Raw genomic sequence first — 18,834 nt, forward strand, 5'->3', positions numbered from 1 at the left:
ACCCTTCCTTCGTGCCCTGTGGAGTGATCCCTGTCATGAACGTTTCCCGCATCGCCCTCGCCGGCGGCGTCGCCGCGTCCACCGTGCTGCTGCTCGCCGGTACGGCCTCCGCCCACGTGAGCGTCCAGCCGCAGGGCGAGGCCGCCAAGGGCGGCTACGCCGTCATCAACTTCAAGGTCCCCAACGAGCGTGACAACGCCTCGACGACCAAGCTCGAAGTGAACTTCCCGACCGACCACCCGCTGGCGTCCGTCATGCCGCAGCCGGTGCCCGGCTGGGACATCAAGGTGACGACGAGCAAGCTGGCCAAGCCGCTGCAGATGCACGGCAAGACGATCAACGAGGCCGTCTCCAAGGTCACCTGGACCGGCGGCAAGATCGAGCCCGGCCGCTTCCAGCAGTTCCCGCTCTCCGTCGGCCAGCTTCCGGAGGACGCCGACCAGCTGGTGTTCAAGGCGATCCAGACGTACTCCAACAAGGAGGTCGTGCGCTGGATCGAGGAGCCCAAGGAAGGCGCCGACGAGCCCGAGTCCCCCGCGCCCGTCCTCAAGCTGACGGCTGCGGCCGACGACGCGCACGGGGCGGCCGGCGCGGACTCGAAGTCCTCGGACTCCGCTGAGAAGAGCGGCGAGACCACCACCGCCTCGGCCTCCTCCTCCGACTCCGAGGACAACACGGCCCGGGTGCTCGGCATCGTCGGCATCGTCATCGGCGTCGCCGGCGTGGCCTTCGGTGTCCTGGCCGGACGCCGGCGTACTACCTGACAGGCCCCACGGGGGCCAGGCTCTCCCTGGCCCCCACCCGCTCCACCGACTCCTCAGGAACAGCGCTCCATGGTTAAGAAGATCATTCCGGCCGCGGCGCTCGTCGTCGCGGCCGCGCTCGCCCTGTCCGCCTGCGGCGGCAGTGACAACGACAGCAAGAAGCCCGTGGCCGACGTGTCGATGCAGACGAAGACGCAGGCCGCGACGGTGCTCGACCAGCCGTTCACCAAGCCCGACCTCGTCCTGACCGACACGCACGGCAAGAAGTACGACCTGCGCAAGGAGACCGAGGGCAAGCCGACGCTCATCTACTTCGGCTACACCAACTGCCCCGATGTCTGCCCGCTCATCATGAGCAACATCGCCATCGCCAAGAAGGCCCTGCCCAAGGCCGACCAGGACAACCTCCGGGTCGTCTTCGTCACCACCGACCCGGAACGGGACACCCCGGCCTCCCTCGGCAGCTGGCTCAAGGCGCAGGACCCCTCCTTCATCGGTCTCACCGGCGACTTCCCCGCCATCCAGGCGGGCGCCCGGCAGATCGGCATCGGCATCTCCCCGCCGAAGAAGGAGAAGGACGGCACGGTCGTCTCGATGCACGGCTCGCAGGTCATCGCCTTCTCCCCGAAGACCGACAAGGGCTACGTGCTGTACAGCGAGGACACCACGCCCGACGACTACACCAAGGACCTCCCCAAGATCGTCAAGGGGGAGAACCCGTGAACCACCGCACCACCCTCGCCGCCGTCCTGGCCGTGACCGCGGGCCTGACGCTGGCGGGGTGCTCGACCTCCTCGGACAAGCCGCAGCTGAAGGTCGTCGGCGGATTCATGCCGCAGCCCGTCAACGACATGGCGGCCGGCTTCCTCGTCGTGCAGAACAACGGCACCGGCGACGACCGCCTCACCTCGGTCACCAGCCCGCTCTCGGACGACGTCACGATCCACGAGACGAAGGACCAGGTCATGCGGAAGGTGACGTCCTTCGACGTGCCCGCGGGCGGTGAGCTGGACCTCGAACGTGGTGGCAGCCACATCATGTTCATGAAGCTCAAGAAGCAGCCCAAGCAGGGCCAGAAGGTGTCCGTGGAACTGCACTTCGCGAAGGCCGGCGCGATCGAGGTCGACCTTCCCGTGAAGGAGACCACCCACAACCCGAAGAAGCAGTGAGGGACTGACACGCCATGACAGCCACCGCCCCGCCCTTCGGGCCGCCCCCGTCCGCCCTGCGCAGGCCGCTCGCCGCGGCCGGACTGCTCACCGCGCTACTCGGCGCGGTGCTCGGTCTGCTGCTGGCCGTCGCGGCCCCCGCGTCGGCCCATGCCGCGCTCACCGGGAGCGATCCGCAGGACGGGGCGGTGGTCGCCACGGCACCCACGCAGGTCACCCTCACCTTCTCCGAACAGGTCGCCCTCGGCGCGGACTCCATCCGCGTCCTGGACCCCTCGGGCAAGCGCGCCGACACCGAGGCCGCCCCCCGCGACCTGCACAGCGGGTCCACCGTGAAGTACGGCGTCGCCCTGCGCGGCGGCCTCGGCGACGGCACGTACACCGTGGCCTGGCAGGCGGTCTCCGCCGACAGCCACCCGGTCTCCGGCGCCTTCACCTTCTCCATCGGGGCACCCTCCGAGACCGCCGTCGCCCTCCCCGACAGCAAGGCCGGGGGCGGGCTCGTCGGCACGCTCTACGACATCGCGCGCTACGCCGCGTACGCCGGGTTCATCGTGCTCGCGGGCGGTTCCGCCTTCGTTCTGGCCTGCTGGCAGCGCGGGGCGGGTGCGCGTCCGCTGCAACGTCTGGTCGTACGCGGCTGGATGACGCTCACCGCGGCGACGATCGCGATGCTGCTCCTGCGCAGCTCGTACACCGGCTCCGGGAAGCTGGGGGACGTCCTCGACCTCGACGGCCTCAAGGCGGTCCTCGACACCAAGCCCGGTGCCGCCCTGGTCTCACGGCTCCTGCTGCTCGGCGCCAGCGCCCTGTTCGTCGCGGTGCTCTTCGGCACGTACGCCAAGCGCGAGGACCCGCGCGAGAAGAGGGACCTCACCTTCGGCCTCGCCATCGGCGGCGCGGTCATCGCCGCCGGTATCGCCGGCACCTGGGCGCTCGCCGAGCACGCGTCGACCGGCATCCAGCCCGGCATCGCGATGCCCGTGGACGTGCTCCACCTGCTGGCCGTCGCCGCCTGGCTGGGCGGGCTCGTGGCGCTGCTGACCGCGCTGTACCGCACGCCCGACCTGACCTCGGCGGCCGTACGCCGCTTCTCCACGATCGCCTTCGTCAGCGTGGTCGTCCTCGTCGCGACGGGGGTCTACCAGTCGTGGCGGCAGGTCGGCACGTGGTCGGCGCTGACCGGTACGGGTTACGGGCAGCTGCTGCTGGTCAAGGTGGGGCTCGTCGGTGTCCTGGTGGGGATCGCGTCGATGTCGCGCCGGTGGACGGGGAAGCTCGCGGAGGGCAGCGATGCCCCGGCCGCGGTGGCGCCCGAAGCCGACGAGGAGCCCGAGGCCGAAGCGGAAGCCGAACCGGATACCGCCGATGACCCCGCCCGGGCCGCTCAGCTCGCCCGGCAGCGGGCCGCCGTGGCCACCGCCGAGAAGAAGCGGATACGCGACGCCGACCCCGGCCGGTCGGGGCTGCGCCGCTCCGTACTGGCCGAGGTCGGCGTCGCCGTGGCCCTCCTTGCGGTGACCACCGTCCTTACGTCGACCGAGCCGGGCCGTACCCAGGAAGAGGCGGCCCGCTCCACGTCGGCGGCCGCCGGTCCTGTGGACAGCGGTCCCGTCAATCTCGCGCTGCCCTTCGACACCGGCGGTGCGAACGGCAAGGGCACGGTACGGATGGACATCGACCCGGGCCGCACCGGCGCCAACGTGATCCACCTGTGGATCGAGGACCCCGCCAAGAAGCCCATGGACGTCCCCGAGGTGAAGATCGCCTTCACCCTGGAGTCCAAGGACATCGGCCCCCTGCCGGCCGTCCCGGTCCGGCTGACCGAGGGCCACTGGACCGCCACCGGCCTCCAGCTCCCGATCGCGGGCGACTGGAAGGTCGCGGTGACGGTGCGGACCTCCGACATCGACCAGACGACGGTCGACAAGAACGTGAAGATCGGCTGAGCAGGACCGTGAGCGGAAAAAGCACGAGCACCGACACCAGTAACACCCAGGCCCTCTCCCGGCGGCGGCTGCTCGGCGCCGCGGGCGCCGCCGGGGCGACCGGGCTGGTCCTCGGCGCGGCCGGCGGCGCCACCGGCTACGCCGCTGCCCGTGACGAGGCGCCGGCCGCGCTGACCACGGTCGGCTCCACCGAGGTGATGTTTCACGGGAAACATCAACCGGGGATCACCACTCCGCTTCAGGCGTCCGGCCATCTGATCGCCTTCGACCTCGCCCCCGGGGCCGGACGCAAGCAGGCCGTCGCCCTGATGCGCCGGTGGTCCTCGGTGGCACAGCGGCTGATGGCCGGCGAACCCACCACGGGCGCGGCGGACGGCCCCGGACACGACACCGGTGTCGCGCTGGACGCGGGCCCGTCCTCACTCACCGTCACCTTCGGCTTCGGCGCCACCTTCTTCGAACGCACGGGCCTCACCGCGCACCGCCCGCCGGGACTCGACCCGCTGCCGCCGTTCTCCTCCGACCACCTCGACGCCGGCCGGTCCAACGGGGACCTGTGGGTCCAGATCGGCGCCGACGACGCGCTCGTCGCCTTCCACGCGCTGCGGGCCGTACAGAGGGAGACCGCCTCGACGGCCACCGTGCGCTGGCAGATGAACGGCTTCAACCGCGCGCCCGGCGCGACCGCGAAGCCGATGACGGCCCGTAACCTGATGGGCCAGATCGACGGCACCGGCAACCCGAAGCCCACGGACGACGACTTCGCCGAGCGCGTGTTCGTCGCCGGCGGCCAGGACCCGGCGTACGACTGGCTCACGGGCGGCTCCTACGCGGTGGTCAGGCGCATCCGGATGCTCCTGGACGACTGGGAGAAGTTGCCCGTGGAGCGCCAGGAGCGGGTCATCGGCCGGCGCAAGGCGGACGGCGCCCCTCTCAGCGGTGGCACCGAGACCACCGCGATGGACCTCGACAAGGCGGGCCCGGACGGCAAGCTGCTGATCCCGGACAACGCGCACGCCCGGATCTCGTCCCCCGAGCGCAACAGCGGTGCGGCGATGCTGCGCCGGCCGTTCTCGTACCACGACGGGATCTCCCAGGACGGCACCCCGGACGCCGGGCTGCTGTTCATCTGCTGGCAGGCCGACCCGCTGCGCGGCTTCGTCCCGGTGCAGCGCAAGCTGGACCGGGGGGACGCGCTCTCCCCCTTCATCCGCCACGAGGCGAGCGGGCTGTTCGCGGTGCCGGGCGGGGCGGCGGCCGGTGAGTACGTGGGGCAGCGGCTTCTGGAGTCCTGAGCCGCGGAGGCCCACCCGTCCGGGGCTCCCGCGCCGTCACCGCGCATTAGGGTGACGGTATGTCCGCCACGCGCTACGCCTATCTCGGCCCCGAAGGCACCTTCACCGAGGTCGCCCTCCGTACGCTCCCGGAAGCCGCCACCCGCGAACTCGTCCCGATGGTCTCCGTACCGGCGGCTCTGGACGCGGTGCGCAACGGAACGGCCGCCGCGGCACTCGTACCGATCGAGAACTCCGTCGAGGGCGGCATCACCACCACCCTCGACCAGCTCACCAGCGGAGAGCCGCTGATGATCTACCGCGAGGTACTGCTCTCCATCACCTTCGCGCTGCTCGTACGGCCCGGCACCAAGCTGTCCGACATCAAGACGGTCACCGCTCACCCGGCCGCGCAGCCGCAGGTGCGCAACTGGATGGCCGCCCACCTCCCGCAGGCGGTGTGGGAGTCGGCGGCATCCAACGCGGACGGCGCGCGGCTCGTGCAGGAGGGCCGCTACGACGCCGCCTTCGCGGGGGAGTTCGCGGCGGAGAGGTACGGACTCGAACCGCTGGTGACCGAGATCCACGACGCGGAGAACGCGCAGACCCGCTTCGTGCTCGTGGGCCGTCCGGCCCGGCCCTCCGCGCCGACCGGTGCGGACAAGACCTCCGTGGTGATCTGGCTGGGCGACGACCACCCCGGCGCCCTGCTCGAACTGCTCCAGGAGTTCGCGGTGCGCGGGGTGAACCTGATGCTGATCCAGTCGCGGCCGACCGGGGCCGGCATCGGCAACTACTGCTTCGCGGTGGACGCGGAGGGCCATATCTCCGACCGCCGGGTCGGCGAGGCCCTGATGGGGCTCAAGCGCATCTGCCCGAAGGTGCGCTTCCTCGGCTCCTATCCGCGGGCCGGTGTGGCTCCGGAGGATGTACGCCCGCTGCGCGCGGGCACGTCCGACGCGGAGTTCACCGAGGCGTCCGACTGGCTGGCACGCAACCAGGACGGGCGGGCCTGACCGAGCCCTGGGTCTCCCGGCCCAGGGCTGCTTTGTGTCCACAGGACCGGTGGGATCAGAGGATTGTCCACCCCGGGAGAAGTTATCCACAGGCAAGGGATTGCGCCTGGGGACAAGTCGATACCGCAATCCGACATGGTCGACAAAACGACACAGCCCACTCACACCCGTCCACAGGCTGTCCGTTCGTCCCGTGTCAGCCCAATTCCGTTGATCAACTCTTTAGGGCTAGCAATTCCCACCCGAACGAGCGTGCAAAACGGGTTTGAACCTTGAATCCAGGTGTTTTCACCAGGCCCCCGGAATGATCTCCTCCACGTCCACAGACTTCCCCCACAGCCTGTGGATAACTTTGACGGGTCGGGCACTCCTGTGGAAAAGCGCCGCCCAACTACCCCACCACGCAAGCCTCGTGGACCACCCGCTCCACAATGTCGAATACCGGCAATTCGGGCAAAGCGCCACGCTTGGTCCTATCGGTTCAAGTGGGCGAAGCAGGCACCGGTAGCCTGGAGGAGTGATTGACCTTCGCCTGATTCGTGAGGACCCCGACCGTGTTCGCGCCTCCCAGCGCAACCGCGGAGAGGACGTCGCACTCGTCGACGCCCTGCTCTCCGCCGACGAACGGCGCAGGTCGTCCGGGGCCGCTTTCGACGAACTCCGTTCCGAGCAGAAATCGCTCGGCAAACTCATCCCCAAGGCTTCTCCCGAGGAGCGCACCGAACTCCTCAAGCGCGCCGAGCAGCTCAAGGCCGGCGTCAAGGCGGCCGACGCCGCCAAGGACGAGGCCGACACGGAGACCAGGAACCTGCTGCTGCGGCTCGGCAACATCGTCCACCCGGACGTGCCGGTCGGCGGCGAGGAGGACTTCGTCGTCCTGGAGACGCACGGGACGATCCGCGACTTCGGCGCCGAGGGATTCGAGCCCAAGGACCACCTGGAGCTCGGTGAGGCCCTGGGCGCGATCGACATGGAGCGCGGCGCCAAGGTCTCCGGCTCACGCTTCTACTACCTGACGGGCGTCGGCGCGCTGCTCGAACTCGCCCTCGTCAACGCGGCGATCGCCCAGGCCACCGAGGCCGGCTTCACCCCGATGCTGACCCCGACCCTGGTCCGCCCCCGCGCCATGGAGGGCACCGGCTTCCTCGGCCAGGCCGCGGAGGACGTCTACCACCTGGACAAGGACGACCAGTACCTGGTCGGCACCTCCGAGGTACCGCTCGCCGCGTACCACATGGACGAGATCATCGACGCGGAGAAGCTGCCGCTGCGCTACGCCGGCTACTCCTCCTGCTACCGCCGCGAGGCGGGGACGTACGGCAAGGACACCCGCGGCATCTTCCGGGTGCACCAGTTCACCAAGGTCGAGATGTTCTCGTACGTCGACCCGGCGGACGCGGAGGCCGAGCACCTGCGCCTCCTGGACTGGGAGAAGCAGTGGCTCACCGGCCTCGAACTGCCCTTCCAGGTCATCGACGTCGCCAGCGGCGACCTGGGGGCCTCGGCCACCAGGAAGTACGACTGCGAGGCGTGGATCCCGACCCAGGGCAAGTACCGCGAGCTCACCTCGGCGTCCGACTGCGGCGAGTTCCAGGCGCGCAGGCTCTCGGTCCGGATGCGGGACACCCGCGACGGCAAGAAGACCATGCGGCCCCTGGCCACGCTGAACGGCACGCTCTGCGCCGTCCCGCGCACGATCGTGGCGATCCTGGAGAACCACCAGCTGGCCGACGGTTCGGTGCGGGTACCCGAGGTACTCCGCCCCTACCTGGGCGGGCGCGAGATTCTGGAGCCGGTCGCCAAGTGACCTTCCCCTACAAGCTCGTCGCGACCGACCTCGACGGCACCCTGCTGCGCGACGACGAAACCGTCTCCGAGCGGACGCGCGAGGCGCTGAAGGCCGCCGCCGGTGCCGGCGCGGCGCACATCGTCGTCACCGGCCGCGCCGTCCCGTGGACCCGGCACATCCTGGACGACCTCGGCTACGAGGGGCTGGCCGTCTGTGCGCAGGGCGCTCAGGTCTACCACGCGGGTGAGCACAGGCTGCTCACGTCGCTCACCCTGGACCGGCAGCTCGCCGGGCTCGCCCTCTCCAAGGTCGAGGCCGAGGTCGGTCCGCTCGCGCTGGCCGCGAGCCGCGACGGGCTCGACGGCGAGGTGCTGGTCGGGCCGGGCTACCGCGTCCAGGAAGGGCCGCGTCCGGCCCTCTTCGTCCAGGATCCGGCCGAGATGTGGGCCGCTCCGCTGAACAAGGTGTACATACAGCACCCGGAGCTGGACGACGACGCACTGACGAAGGCGGCGCGGGCGGCGGTCGGCAATCTGGTGGACGTGGTCATGGCGGGCCCGGGGGTCGTGGAGATCCTGCCGCTGGGACTGAGCAAGGCCACCGGCCTCTCGCTGGCCGCGCGCCGGCTGGGCGTGAAGGCCGCGGACACGATCGCCTTCGGTGACATGCCCAACGACATCCCCATGTTCGCCTGGGCCCGGCACGGCGTGGCCATGGCCAACGCCCACGCTGATCTGAAGGCCGTCGCTCAGGAGACGACCACGTCGAACGACGACGACGGGATCGCGGTGGTGTTGGAGCGGCTGCTGCGGGAGTAGTAGACCGACCGCTCTCTTCGCGCGGCTCAGGGACCGGGGCACCGCCTCGGTCCCTGAGCCTTGTCTACGCCTGTCCGGGTCGAATCAGCGCTTGTTGCGGCGGTTCAGCTCCTTCAGATCGCGCGCCAGGACGTCCATGCGGTCGTCGAGCCGGACCACGTCCTCGGAGACCCCGCTGAGCCTCACGCTCATGGCGCCGACGACCTGGTGGGTCGCCTCCAGCCTGCGGTCGAGGCTGTCCAGCCGGTGCGACATCCGGTTGAGGACCGGGCCCAGCTCCTGGAGCGCGGTGCCCACGCCCGCCAGATGGCTTTCGACCCGGGTGACCCGGTGTTCGAGCGATGCGTACCCCGCGCGCAGGTCCTGCTCGGCGTCGAGCAGATACGTACGCACGCACCGGGCGACGTCACTGTCGCGAAGAAGCATGGCAACGTTGAGCACGGTCCGACGGGTGAAGAGACGGAGCTGCGTGGCTGCCTGTGGATAACTTCCGACACCTTCACCAGTCCATAGGGACAACATGTCCCCATGGAAGGATGCCAGTTCAGAGCCTCGAAGTGTCCTGAGCCCGTTCTCCTCCAGCTCGGCTCGATGGCGGTGGGTCACCTTTTTGACCACCTCTGTGGATACTTCGAAGTAACGAGCCACGTCCTCTGTGCGGACGTGAATCCCATCCGGAGCATGACAAGGCACTTCACCTTGTCCAGGGCGTCGACGCGCCCCATCTGTTCAACGCGTAGTGCGCGTGATTCGAGTAGAGCGACTTCCGTCGGCATGAGCTGCCTTCCGTTCGTGAGAGCTTCGCGGAAATGGACAGCCCTCTCCCCGGGCTTCAGGGGCGGAGGACGCTCACGGTTGCCACTCACTCAAGGAACCGACCGGCGGGTGCTCCCTCGCCGCATCGGCCATCTGCACATTTCACGAACGCTACGACGCCACGGATTCCAGTTGCCTCCACGCACCGTGAACAACGCACCGATAACCGTACAGTTACGCGTAAGACTGTCCGACATGTGACAACCCCCGGCCGATGGCCGGGGGTTGTCACATGTCGGACGGCGGTCCGCTCACTCCTCGCCGGCCAGCTTCAGCGTGCGCAGCTTCTGGCCCGCGTACCAGGTCGCCGCGATGGTGACCACCGCCAGCAGAACCGTGGCGAGCGGCAGACCGACGTCCGAGGTGATGGCGCCGTTGCCGCCGGTCTTCTCCGCCAGCGCGAGCGACCACTGCTGCACGCTGAGCGTGCGCGCACCCGGCACCAGGCTGCCGAACAGGGCCTCCCACACCAGCGCGTAGACGAGGCCCAGCACGACCGCGTGCCGGCTGACCGTGCCCAGCAGCAGGAACAGCGCGCTGTAGGCGATCGAGGCGACCAGTGCGGCGATGGTGTACGCCACCGCGATCTGCTGGCCGTTGCCGTTGAGGATCAGGCCCGCGATCAACGTCGGCACCGCCGAGAAGACCATGGTCACCGCGACGGCGACGATCAGCTTGGTGAAGATGATCGTCGGCCGGCTCACCGGCTTGGACAGCAGGTAGACGATCGAGCCGTCATCGATCTCCGGTCCGATGGCACCCGTGCCGGCGATCACGCCGATCAGCGGCACCATGGTGGCGATGGCGAATCCGCCCAGGACGTCCGAGGCCACCTGGTCGTCGGCCCCCGCGAACATCCGTACCGCCACCGCGATGACGATCAGCAGTGCGGGCAGTACGAAGAGGATGGCGGCCCGGCGCCGGCCGAGCAGCGCCCGGTAGGTGAGCCGGGCGACTGTGGGGTCGTACATGACGTCACAGCTCCTTGTCGGCCTCAGGCCGCTACGAGATAGGAAAAGACCGATTCGAGGGACTCGTCGGACGGTGAAACGGTCAGCAGTCGAATGCCCTGCTCGCGTGCGACCTTGGGCAACAGCGTGGTGAACCGGGCAAAATCGATCGCCTGGATACGCAAAGCGTTCTCGCTCAGGTCCACTTCGATCCCCGCCGTCGACGGATCGGCGATGAGCGCGGCGGCCAGGGCCCGGTCGTCGCTGGACCGTACGAGATAGCGGTGCGGGCGGTCCGTCATCAGCCGGCGGATGCGGCGGAAGTCACCGGAGGCCGCGTGCCGGCCCGCGACGATCACTTCGATGTGCGAGGCGAGCTGCTCGACCTCTTCGAGGATGTGCGAGGAGAAGAGGACCGTCCGGCCCTCCGCACCCATCCGGCGCAGCAGGTCCATCAGCTGCATCCGCTGGCGCGGGTCCATCCCGTTGAACGGCTCGTCGAGCAGCAGCACGGACGGGTTGTGGACGAGCGCGGACGCCATCTTCACCCGCTGGCGCATGCCCTTGCTGTACGTCGAGATCTTGCGGTCCTGCGCGTACTCCATCTCGACCGTGGCCAGCGCGGCGGCCGCCTCGGCGTCGCCGAGTCCGTGCAGTTCGGCGTTGGCCACCACGAATTCGCGGCCGGTCAGGAAGTCGTACATCCCCTCCCGCTCGGGCACGATGCCGATCTCCCGGTACACCGCCTCGTTGCGCCAGATCGGCTTCCCGTCGAGCGTGACCGTGCCCGTCGAAGGGGCGAGGAATCCGGCCATCATGTTGATCAGCGTGGACTTGCCGGCGCCGTTCGGGCCGAGCAGACCGGTGACCCCGGGGCCCACGGTCATGCTCACGTCGTTGACGGCGACCACGTTGCCGAACCAGCGGGAGGTGTGGTCGATCTCGATGGTGGTCACAGCCCGACCCTCCGGTAGCGGCGCATCAGCACGGCGTACGAGCCGGCGATCAGCGCGAGAACAACGAGCAGATAGACGACGCCGATACCGGCGTCCGGGCCGTTGCCACCCGGGAAGGCGGAGGTCGCTCCGAGGAACGCGGTCTGCACCCCGTCGATCAGCGTGATGGGCGAGAACAACCCGAGCCACGGCACCGCGCCCTCCGAACCCGTGGACCACGCGATGCCCTGGACGGTCGAGACCGCGCCGTACGTGATCATCAGCAGTGCGATGACGGCCGCCACACCGAAGCCGCGGCGCGGGGTCAGCGCGGCCATCACGAGGCCGAGTCCGGCGAACAGCACGGAGAGCAGCAGCACGGACACCATCCCCTGGGCGAACCACTTGGTCTGGTCGCCGAAGTCGAACTTCCCCAGCAGCGCGCCGATGTAGAGGATCACGACCGGAACCCCGGTGAGCACGAACACCGCGGAGGCCATGGCGGCGAACTTGGCGAGAACGTAGTCCCCGTGCTCGATCGGCCGCGAGAAGTACAGCGGCACGGTCTTGAACCGCAGGTCCCTGGAGACGGCCTGCGGCGCCTGCGCGGCGATGAACAGACCGATGACAGCCTGCAGGTAGATCGCGAACGACGTGTACTTGATGGGGAGTTTCGTCGTCCCCGGGGCGGCGATGGCGACGGCCACGATGATCGCCGCCACCAGGCACATCACGCCGAACAGCAGCATGGGCAGCACCTTGGACTTGGCCGACCGGCCGAGGCCGAAGGAGCCGCGCAGGGTCTGCGAGTACAGCGAGCGGCGGGCGTACGCGCGCCCGAGCCGAGCGCCGTCGTAGGCGCGGTAGCCGATGTTGTGGATCCGGGAGGTCTCGTTCCCGGTGGCGGCGCCGGTCTCAGTGCTCATCGCGTCCGCTCCCCTTCTGCAGTACGGCTCCGGCCGGCACGGCCGCGGGCGGCGCCTCGTCGCTGCGGAACACCTCGGCGATGTGGTGACGGCGCTGTTCCATGCGTACGAGGCCGAGTCCGAGCCCCGCCACGCTGTCGCGTACGAGGTCGTACGTCTCCTCGCCCGTCGCCTCGACCAGCAGGATGTGGCCGGCACCGGGCAGCCCCTGGGTGTCCAGTCCGTCGAGACCGACGAGTGTGACGCCCGCCTCGGTGAGGGAACGGCGCAGGGCACCCGTTCCGTCCGGGTGGGTGTCGCTGTCGGTGACCTCGATCGCGAGGGTCGTCGTGGTCTGGGTGAAGTCGCTGGTGGAGCTGGAGCGCAGCAGCTTTCCGCCGTCGATGACGACGACGTGGTCGCAGGTGCGTTCCAGCTCACCGAGCAGGTGCGAGGTGACCAGGACCGAGATGCCGAAGTCGCTGTAGATCCGGCGGATCAGGCCGAGCATCTCGTCGCGCCCGACCGGATCGAGCCCGTTGGTCGGCTCGTCGAGCAGGACCAACTGGGGGTCGTGCACCAGCGCCTGGGCCAGCTTCACCCGTTGCCTCATGCCCGTCGAGTAGCCGCCGATGGGGCGGTAGCGCTCCTCGTACAGGCCGACATGGCGCAGGGTGTCCGCCGTGCGCTCACGGGCGGCGGTCGGCGGCAGACCGGACATGCGCGCCATATGGACGACGAACTCGGTGGCCGAGACGTCGGGCGGCAGGCAGTCGTGCTCCGGCATGTAGCCGACGCGCTCGCGGATGGCGGGGCCGCTGGTCGAGACGTCGAGCCCGAGCACGGCGGCCCTGCCCTCGGTCGCGGGGGACAGCCCCAGCAGGATCTTGATCAGCGTGGACTTGCCGGCCCCGTTGGCGCCCACCAGCCCGGTCACACCCGGGCCGATGTCCAGGGTGAGCCGATCAAGCGCGGTCACCCGGGGGAACCGTTTACTCAGACCTTCGGCAGCGATGACATTCACGGATACGACGGTAGTGGCGCGGACCACAGCGGTCGTCAGACCTGACGGTTGGATCGGCGTCAGCCTCGAGTTGTAGGGGACCCGTAAGGGAACCTCACTGAGGACCACGGCAGCCCCCGTGCCGAAAGCCGTTCCGGCCTGCGTGGAGAGTTATCCACAGGCGATACGCACCCCTTGACGTAGCCGCCAGTCATTGTCACATTCATCAGTGTCACGTTACGAGCACGTACCGCACACAGCAGCGAACGGACGGTGGCATGACGTCACGAGGGAAGAGCGAACGGCCCGTGGGCACGGGGCAGTCCGGAGGCAGCGGCGGCCCGCGTCTGCGTGATCTGCCGGGCGCCCGCGAGCGCCGGGTGGCCACAGGCGGCATCGAGCTGTGCGTGGTCGAGCTGGGAGACCCGGAGCGGCCGACGATCGTCCTGGTGCACGGCTATCCGGACAGCAAGGAGGTCTGGACGCAGGTCGCCGCCCGACTGGCCGACGCGTGGCACGTCGTGCTGTACGACGTGCGCGGGCACGGCGGCTCGACCGCGCCGAAGCCCTTGCGCGGCGGTTTCACGCTGGAGAAGCTGACCGACGACTTCCTGGCCGTGGCCGACACGGTGAGCCCGGACCGTCCTGTGCATGTGGTGGGGCACGACTGGGGTTCGGTCCAGTCCTGGGAGTTCGCCACGGTCAGCCGTACCGAGGGCCGGATCGCGTCCTTCACCTCGATGTCCGGCCCTTCCCTGGACCATTTCGGGCACTGGATCAAGCGCCGGGTGAACCGGCCCACCCCGCGCCGGGTCGGCCAGCTCCTCGGACAGGGCGCCAAGTCCTGGTACGTGTACATGCTGCACACCCCGGTCCTGCCGGAGCTGGCCTGGCGCGGGCCGCTCGGCAAGCGGTGGCCGGGCATCCTGGAGCGGCTGGAGAAGGTGCCCCCGGGCGACTACCCGACGTCCTCGCTGCCCAATGACGCGGCGCACGGGGCCTGGCTCTACCGGGACAACGTCCGCGCCCGGCTGCGCAGGCCGCGTACCGATGCGTACGCGCACGTGCCGGTGCAGCTGATCACGCCGACCGGGGACGTGTTCCTCTCGGAGCAGCTCTACGACGACCTCGACTCCTGGGTACCGCAGTTGACCCGTCGCTCGCTCCCGGCCAAGCACTGGGTGCCGCGCACCCGGCCGGACCAGCTGGCTTCGTGGGTCGGGGAGTTCGTGACGGCCACCGAGTCGGCCCGGACGACCGGCGCTCCGGTGGAGGCCCGTGCGAGTGGGCCCTACTCGGAGTGGTTCGGCGGCCGGCTCGTGCTGGTGACGGGTGCGGCGGGCGGGATAGGGCGCGCCACGGCGCTGGCCTTCGCGGAGGCGGGTGCCCGGGTGGTGGCCGTCGACCGGGATGCCGAAGGGGCCGAGCGGACCGCGGAGTCGGCCCGGCTGGCCGGGGCTCCGGAAGCCTGGTCCGAGGCGGTGGACGTGAGCGACGAACAGGCCATGGAGAAGCTCGCCGCCCGGGTGGCCGACGAGTACGGCGTGGTCGATGTGCTGGTCAACAACGCGGGCATCGGGCTGTCGGGCCCGTTCCTGGAGACGACGTCCGAGGACTGGCGGAACGTCCTCGATGTGAACCTGTGGGGCGTCATCCACGGCTGCCGGCTCTTCGGGCGGCAAATGGCGGAGCGCGGTCAGGGTGGCCACATCGTCAACACCGCTTCCGCGGCGGCCTTCCAGCCGTCCCGCGCCCTTCCCGCGTACAGCACGTCGAAGGCCGCCGTGCTGATGCTCAGCGAGTGCCTGCGCGCCGAGCTCGCCGAGAAGTCGATCGGGGTCAGCGCGATCTGCCCCGGGATCGTCAACACCGGCATCACCGCCACGGCGCGGTTCGTCGGCACCGACGCGGCGGAGGAGCAGCGCCTGCGGAAGCGAGCCGCCAAGCTCTACGGCGCGCGCAACTACCCGCCGGAGAAGGTCGCGCAGGCGGTGCTCCGTGCGGTCGTGCGCAATCAGGCGGTCGTCCCGGTGACGCCGGAGTCCCACGCCGTACGCTTCCTGTCCCGCGTCGGCCCCGGTGTGCTGCGAGGCGTCGCCCGGCTGAAGCCGCCGCTGTGAGCAGGGCGAAGGCCGGCGGCTCCGAGGGCGAACCGGGAGCGGTGACGGGGCTGTTGGCGTCCGAGTACCGGATCGAGGATCTCGCGCACGCGAGTGGTGCCACGGTCCGTACGATTCGCGGCTATCAGGACCGCGGACTGCTGCCCGCCCCGGAGCGAAGGGGCCGGGCCAATGTGTACGGACCCGCCCACCTCGGCCGCCTCCGGCAGATCGCCGGTCTGCTGCACCGGGGCTACACCCTGGCCAGCATCAAGGAGTTGCTGGACGCCTGGGATACGGGGCGCGGACTGGGCGGTGTGCTGGGACTCGTCGCCGAGGTGCACGGACCGTGGACCGACGAGCGGGCGGGTCGCATCACCCGCGACCAACTGGCCGCGAAATTCGGGGGAGCGGCTGATGACCGGGCCATCGACGAGGCGATCGAGCTCGGCGTCCTCGAACGGCTTCCGGGAGGCGCCGAAGAGTTCGGCGTGCCGAGCCCCCAGGAGCTCGCGGTCGCGGCAGAGTTGTACGCATCGGGCGTTCCGCTGACCGCGATTGCCGCGCAGTTGCGGGAACTTCGCGGTCAGGTAGAGCAGATAGCTTGCCGCTTCCTGGAGTTCACGACCGAGCACGTCTTCGCGCGGTATCTGGGCCATCGGCCCCCGACCGACGCGGACGCGGATGACGCGGCGTCGATGGTGCGACGGCTGAGGCCACTCGCTCAGCAGACCGTGGACGTCGAACTGGCCCGTGCGATGAGGAGGTTCGCGACGAGCCACCTGGAGGCCCATCTCGCCGCCGATACGCCAGGCGGAACGTTGACAGCCGCCAGGAACGAGGTCTCCGTGAGCCTGCCGGCCTCGACAATCGACGCGGTCGAGCGCCTGGTTGGGCCAGGCGGCGTCGGCGCCTTCATTGCCGCTGCCTCCGAACGGGAGGTGAACAAGAGGACGTTGGACTCGCTCGTCCCACCAGCCCACGGAGACTGACAATTTAACCAAAACGCCTATTTGGGATGTCAGTTGTCCACAGCAAAGCCAATTTGCCTGTGGATAAGTCGAACTGACTGTGGATCAAACCTCGAAGCGAAAACCGTTCCGGTGAAGCTCGGACGAAATGGAGATGCACCGAGGACATGTCAGGGGCACGCTGGGAGGATGGATGAAAGACGCACCGTCAAGGTGTCCAAGTACCTCTCCAAGCACCTGCGGCACCAGCCCGAGCGGATCGGGCTCACGCTCGACGCCCACGGCTGGGTGCCGATCGCGGAGCTGCTGAGCGCGGCGGCCCGCCATCACTTCCCGATCAGCAGGGCGGAGCTCGACCAAGTGGTCGCCGCCAACGACAAGCAGCGCTTCGCCGTGGACGCCGAGCGCATCCGGGCGAGCCAGGGCCACACCGTGGCCGTCGACTTGGGGCTGCCGCCGGCCGAACCGCCCGCGTACCTCTACCACGGTACGGTCGGCCGGACCCTGGACGCGATCCGTGCCGAGGGGCTGCGCCCGATGAACCGTACCCACGTGCATCTCTCGCCCGACCGCGAGACCGCCACCCGCGTGGGAGCCCGGCGCGGGCGCCCCGTCGTGCTGTCCGTGGACGCGGGCGCCATGCACCGCGCGGGCCACACATTCTGGGTCAGCGCCAACGGGGTGTGGCTCACGGATGCCGTGCCCGCCGAGTTCCTGCGCCTGCCGGGCTGATCCGGGACCCGAGAGCGCACGGGCCCTCGCCCCCATCCCCCGCACACCGTCAGCCGGCCAGCTGCGCCGCGCCCCGCGTCGCGATCTCCTCGAACAGCTTCTCGTCCGGCACCGCCGCGTCGAACCCCGGCCCGTCCGCGGGCACCGGCGCGTGGATGACGATCTCCGTGAACCCCAGCTCCGCGTGCCTGCCCGCGAAGTCCACGAACGCGTCGACGGAATCGAAGGGCCGGCCCCCACCCGCGGCGAGGCCCGGGCCGCCTGGACCGTCCACTACCGCCGGCTCGGCGTCGAGCGGTTCCACCTCGCCTTCCACTTCCCCGACCACATCCACGACGCCTGGCGGCACCAGCTCATCGCGGCTTGCCACGACCTCGGCATCGTCCCTGCCCGGATCAGCATCGGCCCCTGGCACGAGCACACCAACGCCCGGCTCCGCGACTTCCTGCGCGAGCAGGCGGGCCCCGGCTGGCACCTGATCGCCGACTCCGACGAGTTCCAGACCTACCCCGCCCCGCTCAACGAGATGATCGCCCGGGCCGAGACCGCCAAGTACAAGGTGATCGGTGGGCTGATGCTCGACCGCGCCACGAACGACGGCCGCCTGGCGCTGTGGCGGCCGGAAATCGGACTGGACCGGTCCTTCCCGCTCGGCGGGCACCTCACCCACCGGCTGCTGAAGGGCGATCCCCGCAAGATCGTCCTTGCCCACTCCTTCGTAACCGTGGCATCCGGCAACCATCGGGCACCGGGCCACAAGCCCGACCCGGACACGCTCGCATGCGTCCACCACTTCAAGTGGCGCTCGGGCGTCCTGGACGACCTCCGCCTACGGGTCGACCGGTTCACGTCCGGTGAGTGGGCCGAGCACACCCCGGCCGTCCGCAGCGAGGCGTCCCGCCTGTTGCAGCACATCGACCGCCACAACGGCCGCATCGATGTGGCTGACCCGCGTCTGGCCTTCCGTCACGTCGCACTTGATCGACTGCCGACTGGCTGGGCCGCCGAAGCCGCCAAGATCACAGCCATCTGGCGCCCGCACACGGCTCAGAGCCAGCCCGGCTCCACGATCTCCTCGCCCTCGTCCTGAGGCTTCTCGAAGCGGGCAAAGAAGTCATCCAGCGCCTCCGGGGTCACGACCAGCGCGTTGGCGTCTTCCCGCTCATTGCGCTCCGCCAGCCTGCGCAGAAGCTCCTCGCGCTCCACCGGGAAGTACAGAAGCCGCCACCGGCCGCCGGCCGCCTCCACCAGCTCCTTCATCGCGTCGCGGTCCTTACGCGGCCACAGCCCGTGGTCCCACACCACGTCCCGGCCCTCGGCGACCAGCTCGGCGAGCCGCTCGTGCAGCTCGGAGACGACCGGGGCCTCCTTCTCGAAGTAGGTGTTCTCCGGGTAGTCGACGCCGTACCGACCGTGCCGCTCATGGACGACCTCGTCCACCGACAGCCGCACAGCGCCCTCCGGTTCCAACCTCCGCTGGGCATAGGTGGTCTTCCCCGAGCCGGTGAGCCCCACCAGAAGGAACACCACCGGAGTGCGCTCGGCCACCGCCAACTCCCTTCAACACCGCCAACGTCCCCTGGCCAGTCTGTCACCGTCGGCCGGCCCAGAGCCCCGTTCCGCCTGACCACCACTCGAAGGAAC

17 protein-coding genes and 2 pseudogenes are annotated in these 18,834 nt (G+C 69.7%); 12 read left to right on the top strand and 7 right to left on the bottom strand.

Translation table 11 applies throughout. The features are described from left to right. The first annotated feature begins 35 nt into the window (after positions 1–35). The 8 genes from OG867_RS15455 to OG867_RS15490 all read left to right on the top strand — a co-directional run bounded on the left by OG867_RS15455 (position 36) and on the right by OG867_RS15490 (position 8,779). Positions 36–764, top strand: coding sequence for a YcnI family protein (locus OG867_RS15455; RefSeq protein ID WP_406285898.1), 729 nt, complete (start codon positions 36–38; stop codon positions 762–764). A 69-nt stretch (positions 765–833) separates the two neighbouring features. Then, complete coding sequence (locus OG867_RS15460; RefSeq protein ID WP_406285900.1) at positions 834–1,487, top strand: SCO family protein; 654 nt, start codon at positions 834–836, stop codon at positions 1,485–1,487. After that, a complete protein-coding gene (locus tag OG867_RS15465) occupies positions 1,484–1,933 on the top strand; it encodes a copper chaperone PCu(A)C (protein ID WP_328901222.1) in 450 nt (149 codons plus the stop codon). The genes OG867_RS15460 and OG867_RS15465 overlap by 4 nt, the downstream gene beginning before the upstream one ends. 14 nt (positions 1,934–1,947) lie before the next feature. Further along, positions 1,948–3,882 carry a copper resistance protein CopC gene (locus OG867_RS15470; RefSeq protein ID WP_406285902.1) on the top strand — a complete coding sequence of 645 codons (1,935 nt, stop codon included), beginning with the start codon at positions 1,948–1,950 and terminating at the stop codon, positions 3,880–3,882. Between the two features lie 8 nt (positions 3,883–3,890). Continuing rightward, positions 3,891–5,177, top strand: coding sequence for an iron uptake transporter deferrochelatase/peroxidase subunit (gene efeB / locus OG867_RS15475; protein ID WP_406285904.1), 1,287 nt, complete (start codon positions 3,891–3,893; stop codon positions 5,175–5,177). Positions 5,178–5,236: 59 nt separating this feature from the next. Then, entirely contained in the window at positions 5,237–6,172 is a 936-nt protein-coding gene (pheA, locus tag OG867_RS15480; RefSeq protein ID WP_328901219.1) for a prephenate dehydratase, read from the top strand. 517 nt (positions 6,173–6,689) lie between these two features. Further along, positions 6,690–7,979: a serine--tRNA ligase gene (serS, locus tag OG867_RS15485; RefSeq protein WP_406285906.1), complete on the top strand. Its 1,290-nt coding sequence runs from the start codon at positions 6,690–6,692 to the stop codon at positions 7,977–7,979. Beyond that, a complete protein-coding gene (locus OG867_RS15490) occupies positions 7,976–8,779 on the top strand; it encodes an HAD family hydrolase (protein ID WP_406285908.1) in 804 nt (267 codons plus the stop codon). Before serS ends, OG867_RS15490 begins: the two co-directional genes overlap by 4 nt. Before the next feature lie 84 nt (positions 8,780–8,863). Here OG867_RS15490 and OG867_RS15495 read toward each other — a convergent pair. The 5 genes and pseudogenes from OG867_RS15495 to OG867_RS15515 form a co-directional block, all read right to left on the bottom strand. Further along, a pseudogene (locus tag OG867_RS15495) lies at positions 8,864–9,555 on the bottom strand (hypothetical protein). 291 nt (positions 9,556–9,846) lie between these two features. Then, positions 9,847–10,566: an ABC transporter permease gene (locus tag OG867_RS15500; RefSeq protein ID WP_406285911.1), complete on the bottom strand. Its 720-nt coding sequence runs from the start codon at positions 10,564–10,566 to the stop codon at positions 9,847–9,849. Between the two features lie 23 nt (positions 10,567–10,589). Beyond that, entirely contained in the window at positions 10,590–11,501 is a 912-nt protein-coding gene (locus tag OG867_RS15505) for an ABC transporter ATP-binding protein (RefSeq protein ID WP_403999221.1), read from the bottom strand. Next, on the bottom strand, positions 11,498–12,406 hold the full coding sequence (locus tag OG867_RS15510; protein WP_406285914.1) for an ABC transporter permease: 909 nt from the start codon (positions 12,404–12,406) through the stop codon (positions 11,498–11,500). Before OG867_RS15510 ends, OG867_RS15505 begins: the two co-directional genes overlap by 4 nt. Continuing rightward, positions 12,396–13,364, bottom strand: a complete 969-nt coding sequence (locus tag OG867_RS15515) for an ABC transporter ATP-binding protein (RefSeq protein ID WP_406285916.1) — start codon at positions 13,362–13,364, stop codon at positions 12,396–12,398. The genes OG867_RS15510 and OG867_RS15515 overlap by 11 nt, the downstream gene beginning before the upstream one ends. Positions 13,365–13,735: 371 nt before the next feature. On the opposite strand from OG867_RS15515, the gene OG867_RS15520 reads away from it, so the two are divergent. The 3 genes from OG867_RS15520 to OG867_RS15530 all read left to right on the top strand — a co-directional run bounded on the left by OG867_RS15520 (position 13,736) and on the right by OG867_RS15530 (position 17,190). Continuing rightward, positions 13,736–15,508: an SDR family oxidoreductase gene (locus tag OG867_RS15520; protein ID WP_406290974.1), complete on the top strand. Its 1,773-nt coding sequence runs from the start codon at positions 13,736–13,738 to the stop codon at positions 15,506–15,508. Continuing rightward, positions 15,505–16,479 carry a MerR family transcriptional regulator gene (locus OG867_RS15525; RefSeq protein WP_406285918.1) on the top strand — a complete coding sequence of 325 codons (975 nt, stop codon included), beginning with the start codon at positions 15,505–15,507 and terminating at the stop codon, positions 16,477–16,479. Before OG867_RS15520 ends, OG867_RS15525 begins: the two co-directional genes overlap by 4 nt. Positions 16,480–16,647: 168 nt before the next feature. After that, positions 16,648–17,190 (top strand): RNA 2'-phosphotransferase, encoded by a 543-nt coding sequence (locus tag OG867_RS15530; protein ID WP_406285920.1) that lies wholly within the window; start codon positions 16,648–16,650, stop codon positions 17,188–17,190. A gap of 49 nt (positions 17,191–17,239) precedes the next feature. Here OG867_RS15530 and OG867_RS15535 read toward each other — a convergent pair. Further along, positions 17,240–17,443: pseudogene (locus OG867_RS15535) on the bottom strand (LLM class flavin-dependent oxidoreductase); the annotation flags it as partial. On the opposite strand from OG867_RS15535, the gene OG867_RS15540 reads away from it, so the two are divergent. Then, entirely contained in the window at positions 17,375–18,280 is a 906-nt protein-coding gene (locus OG867_RS15540) for a hypothetical protein (protein WP_406285922.1), read from the top strand. The pseudogene OG867_RS15535 and the gene OG867_RS15540 sit on opposite strands and share 69 nt — an antisense overlap. On the opposite strand, the gene OG867_RS15545 is transcribed toward OG867_RS15540, so the two are convergent. Further along, positions 18,238–18,738, bottom strand: coding sequence for an AAA family ATPase (locus OG867_RS15545; protein ID WP_406285924.1), 501 nt, complete (start codon positions 18,736–18,738; stop codon positions 18,238–18,240). The two genes, OG867_RS15540 and OG867_RS15545, sit on opposite strands and share 43 nt — an antisense overlap. Between the last annotated feature and the right edge of the window lie 96 nt (positions 18,739–18,834).

The sequence above is a fragment of the Streptomyces sp. NBC_00209 genome, assembly GCF_045206345.1.
Classification (GTDB): domain Bacteria; phylum Actinomycetota; class Actinomycetes; order Streptomycetales; family Streptomycetaceae; genus Streptomyces.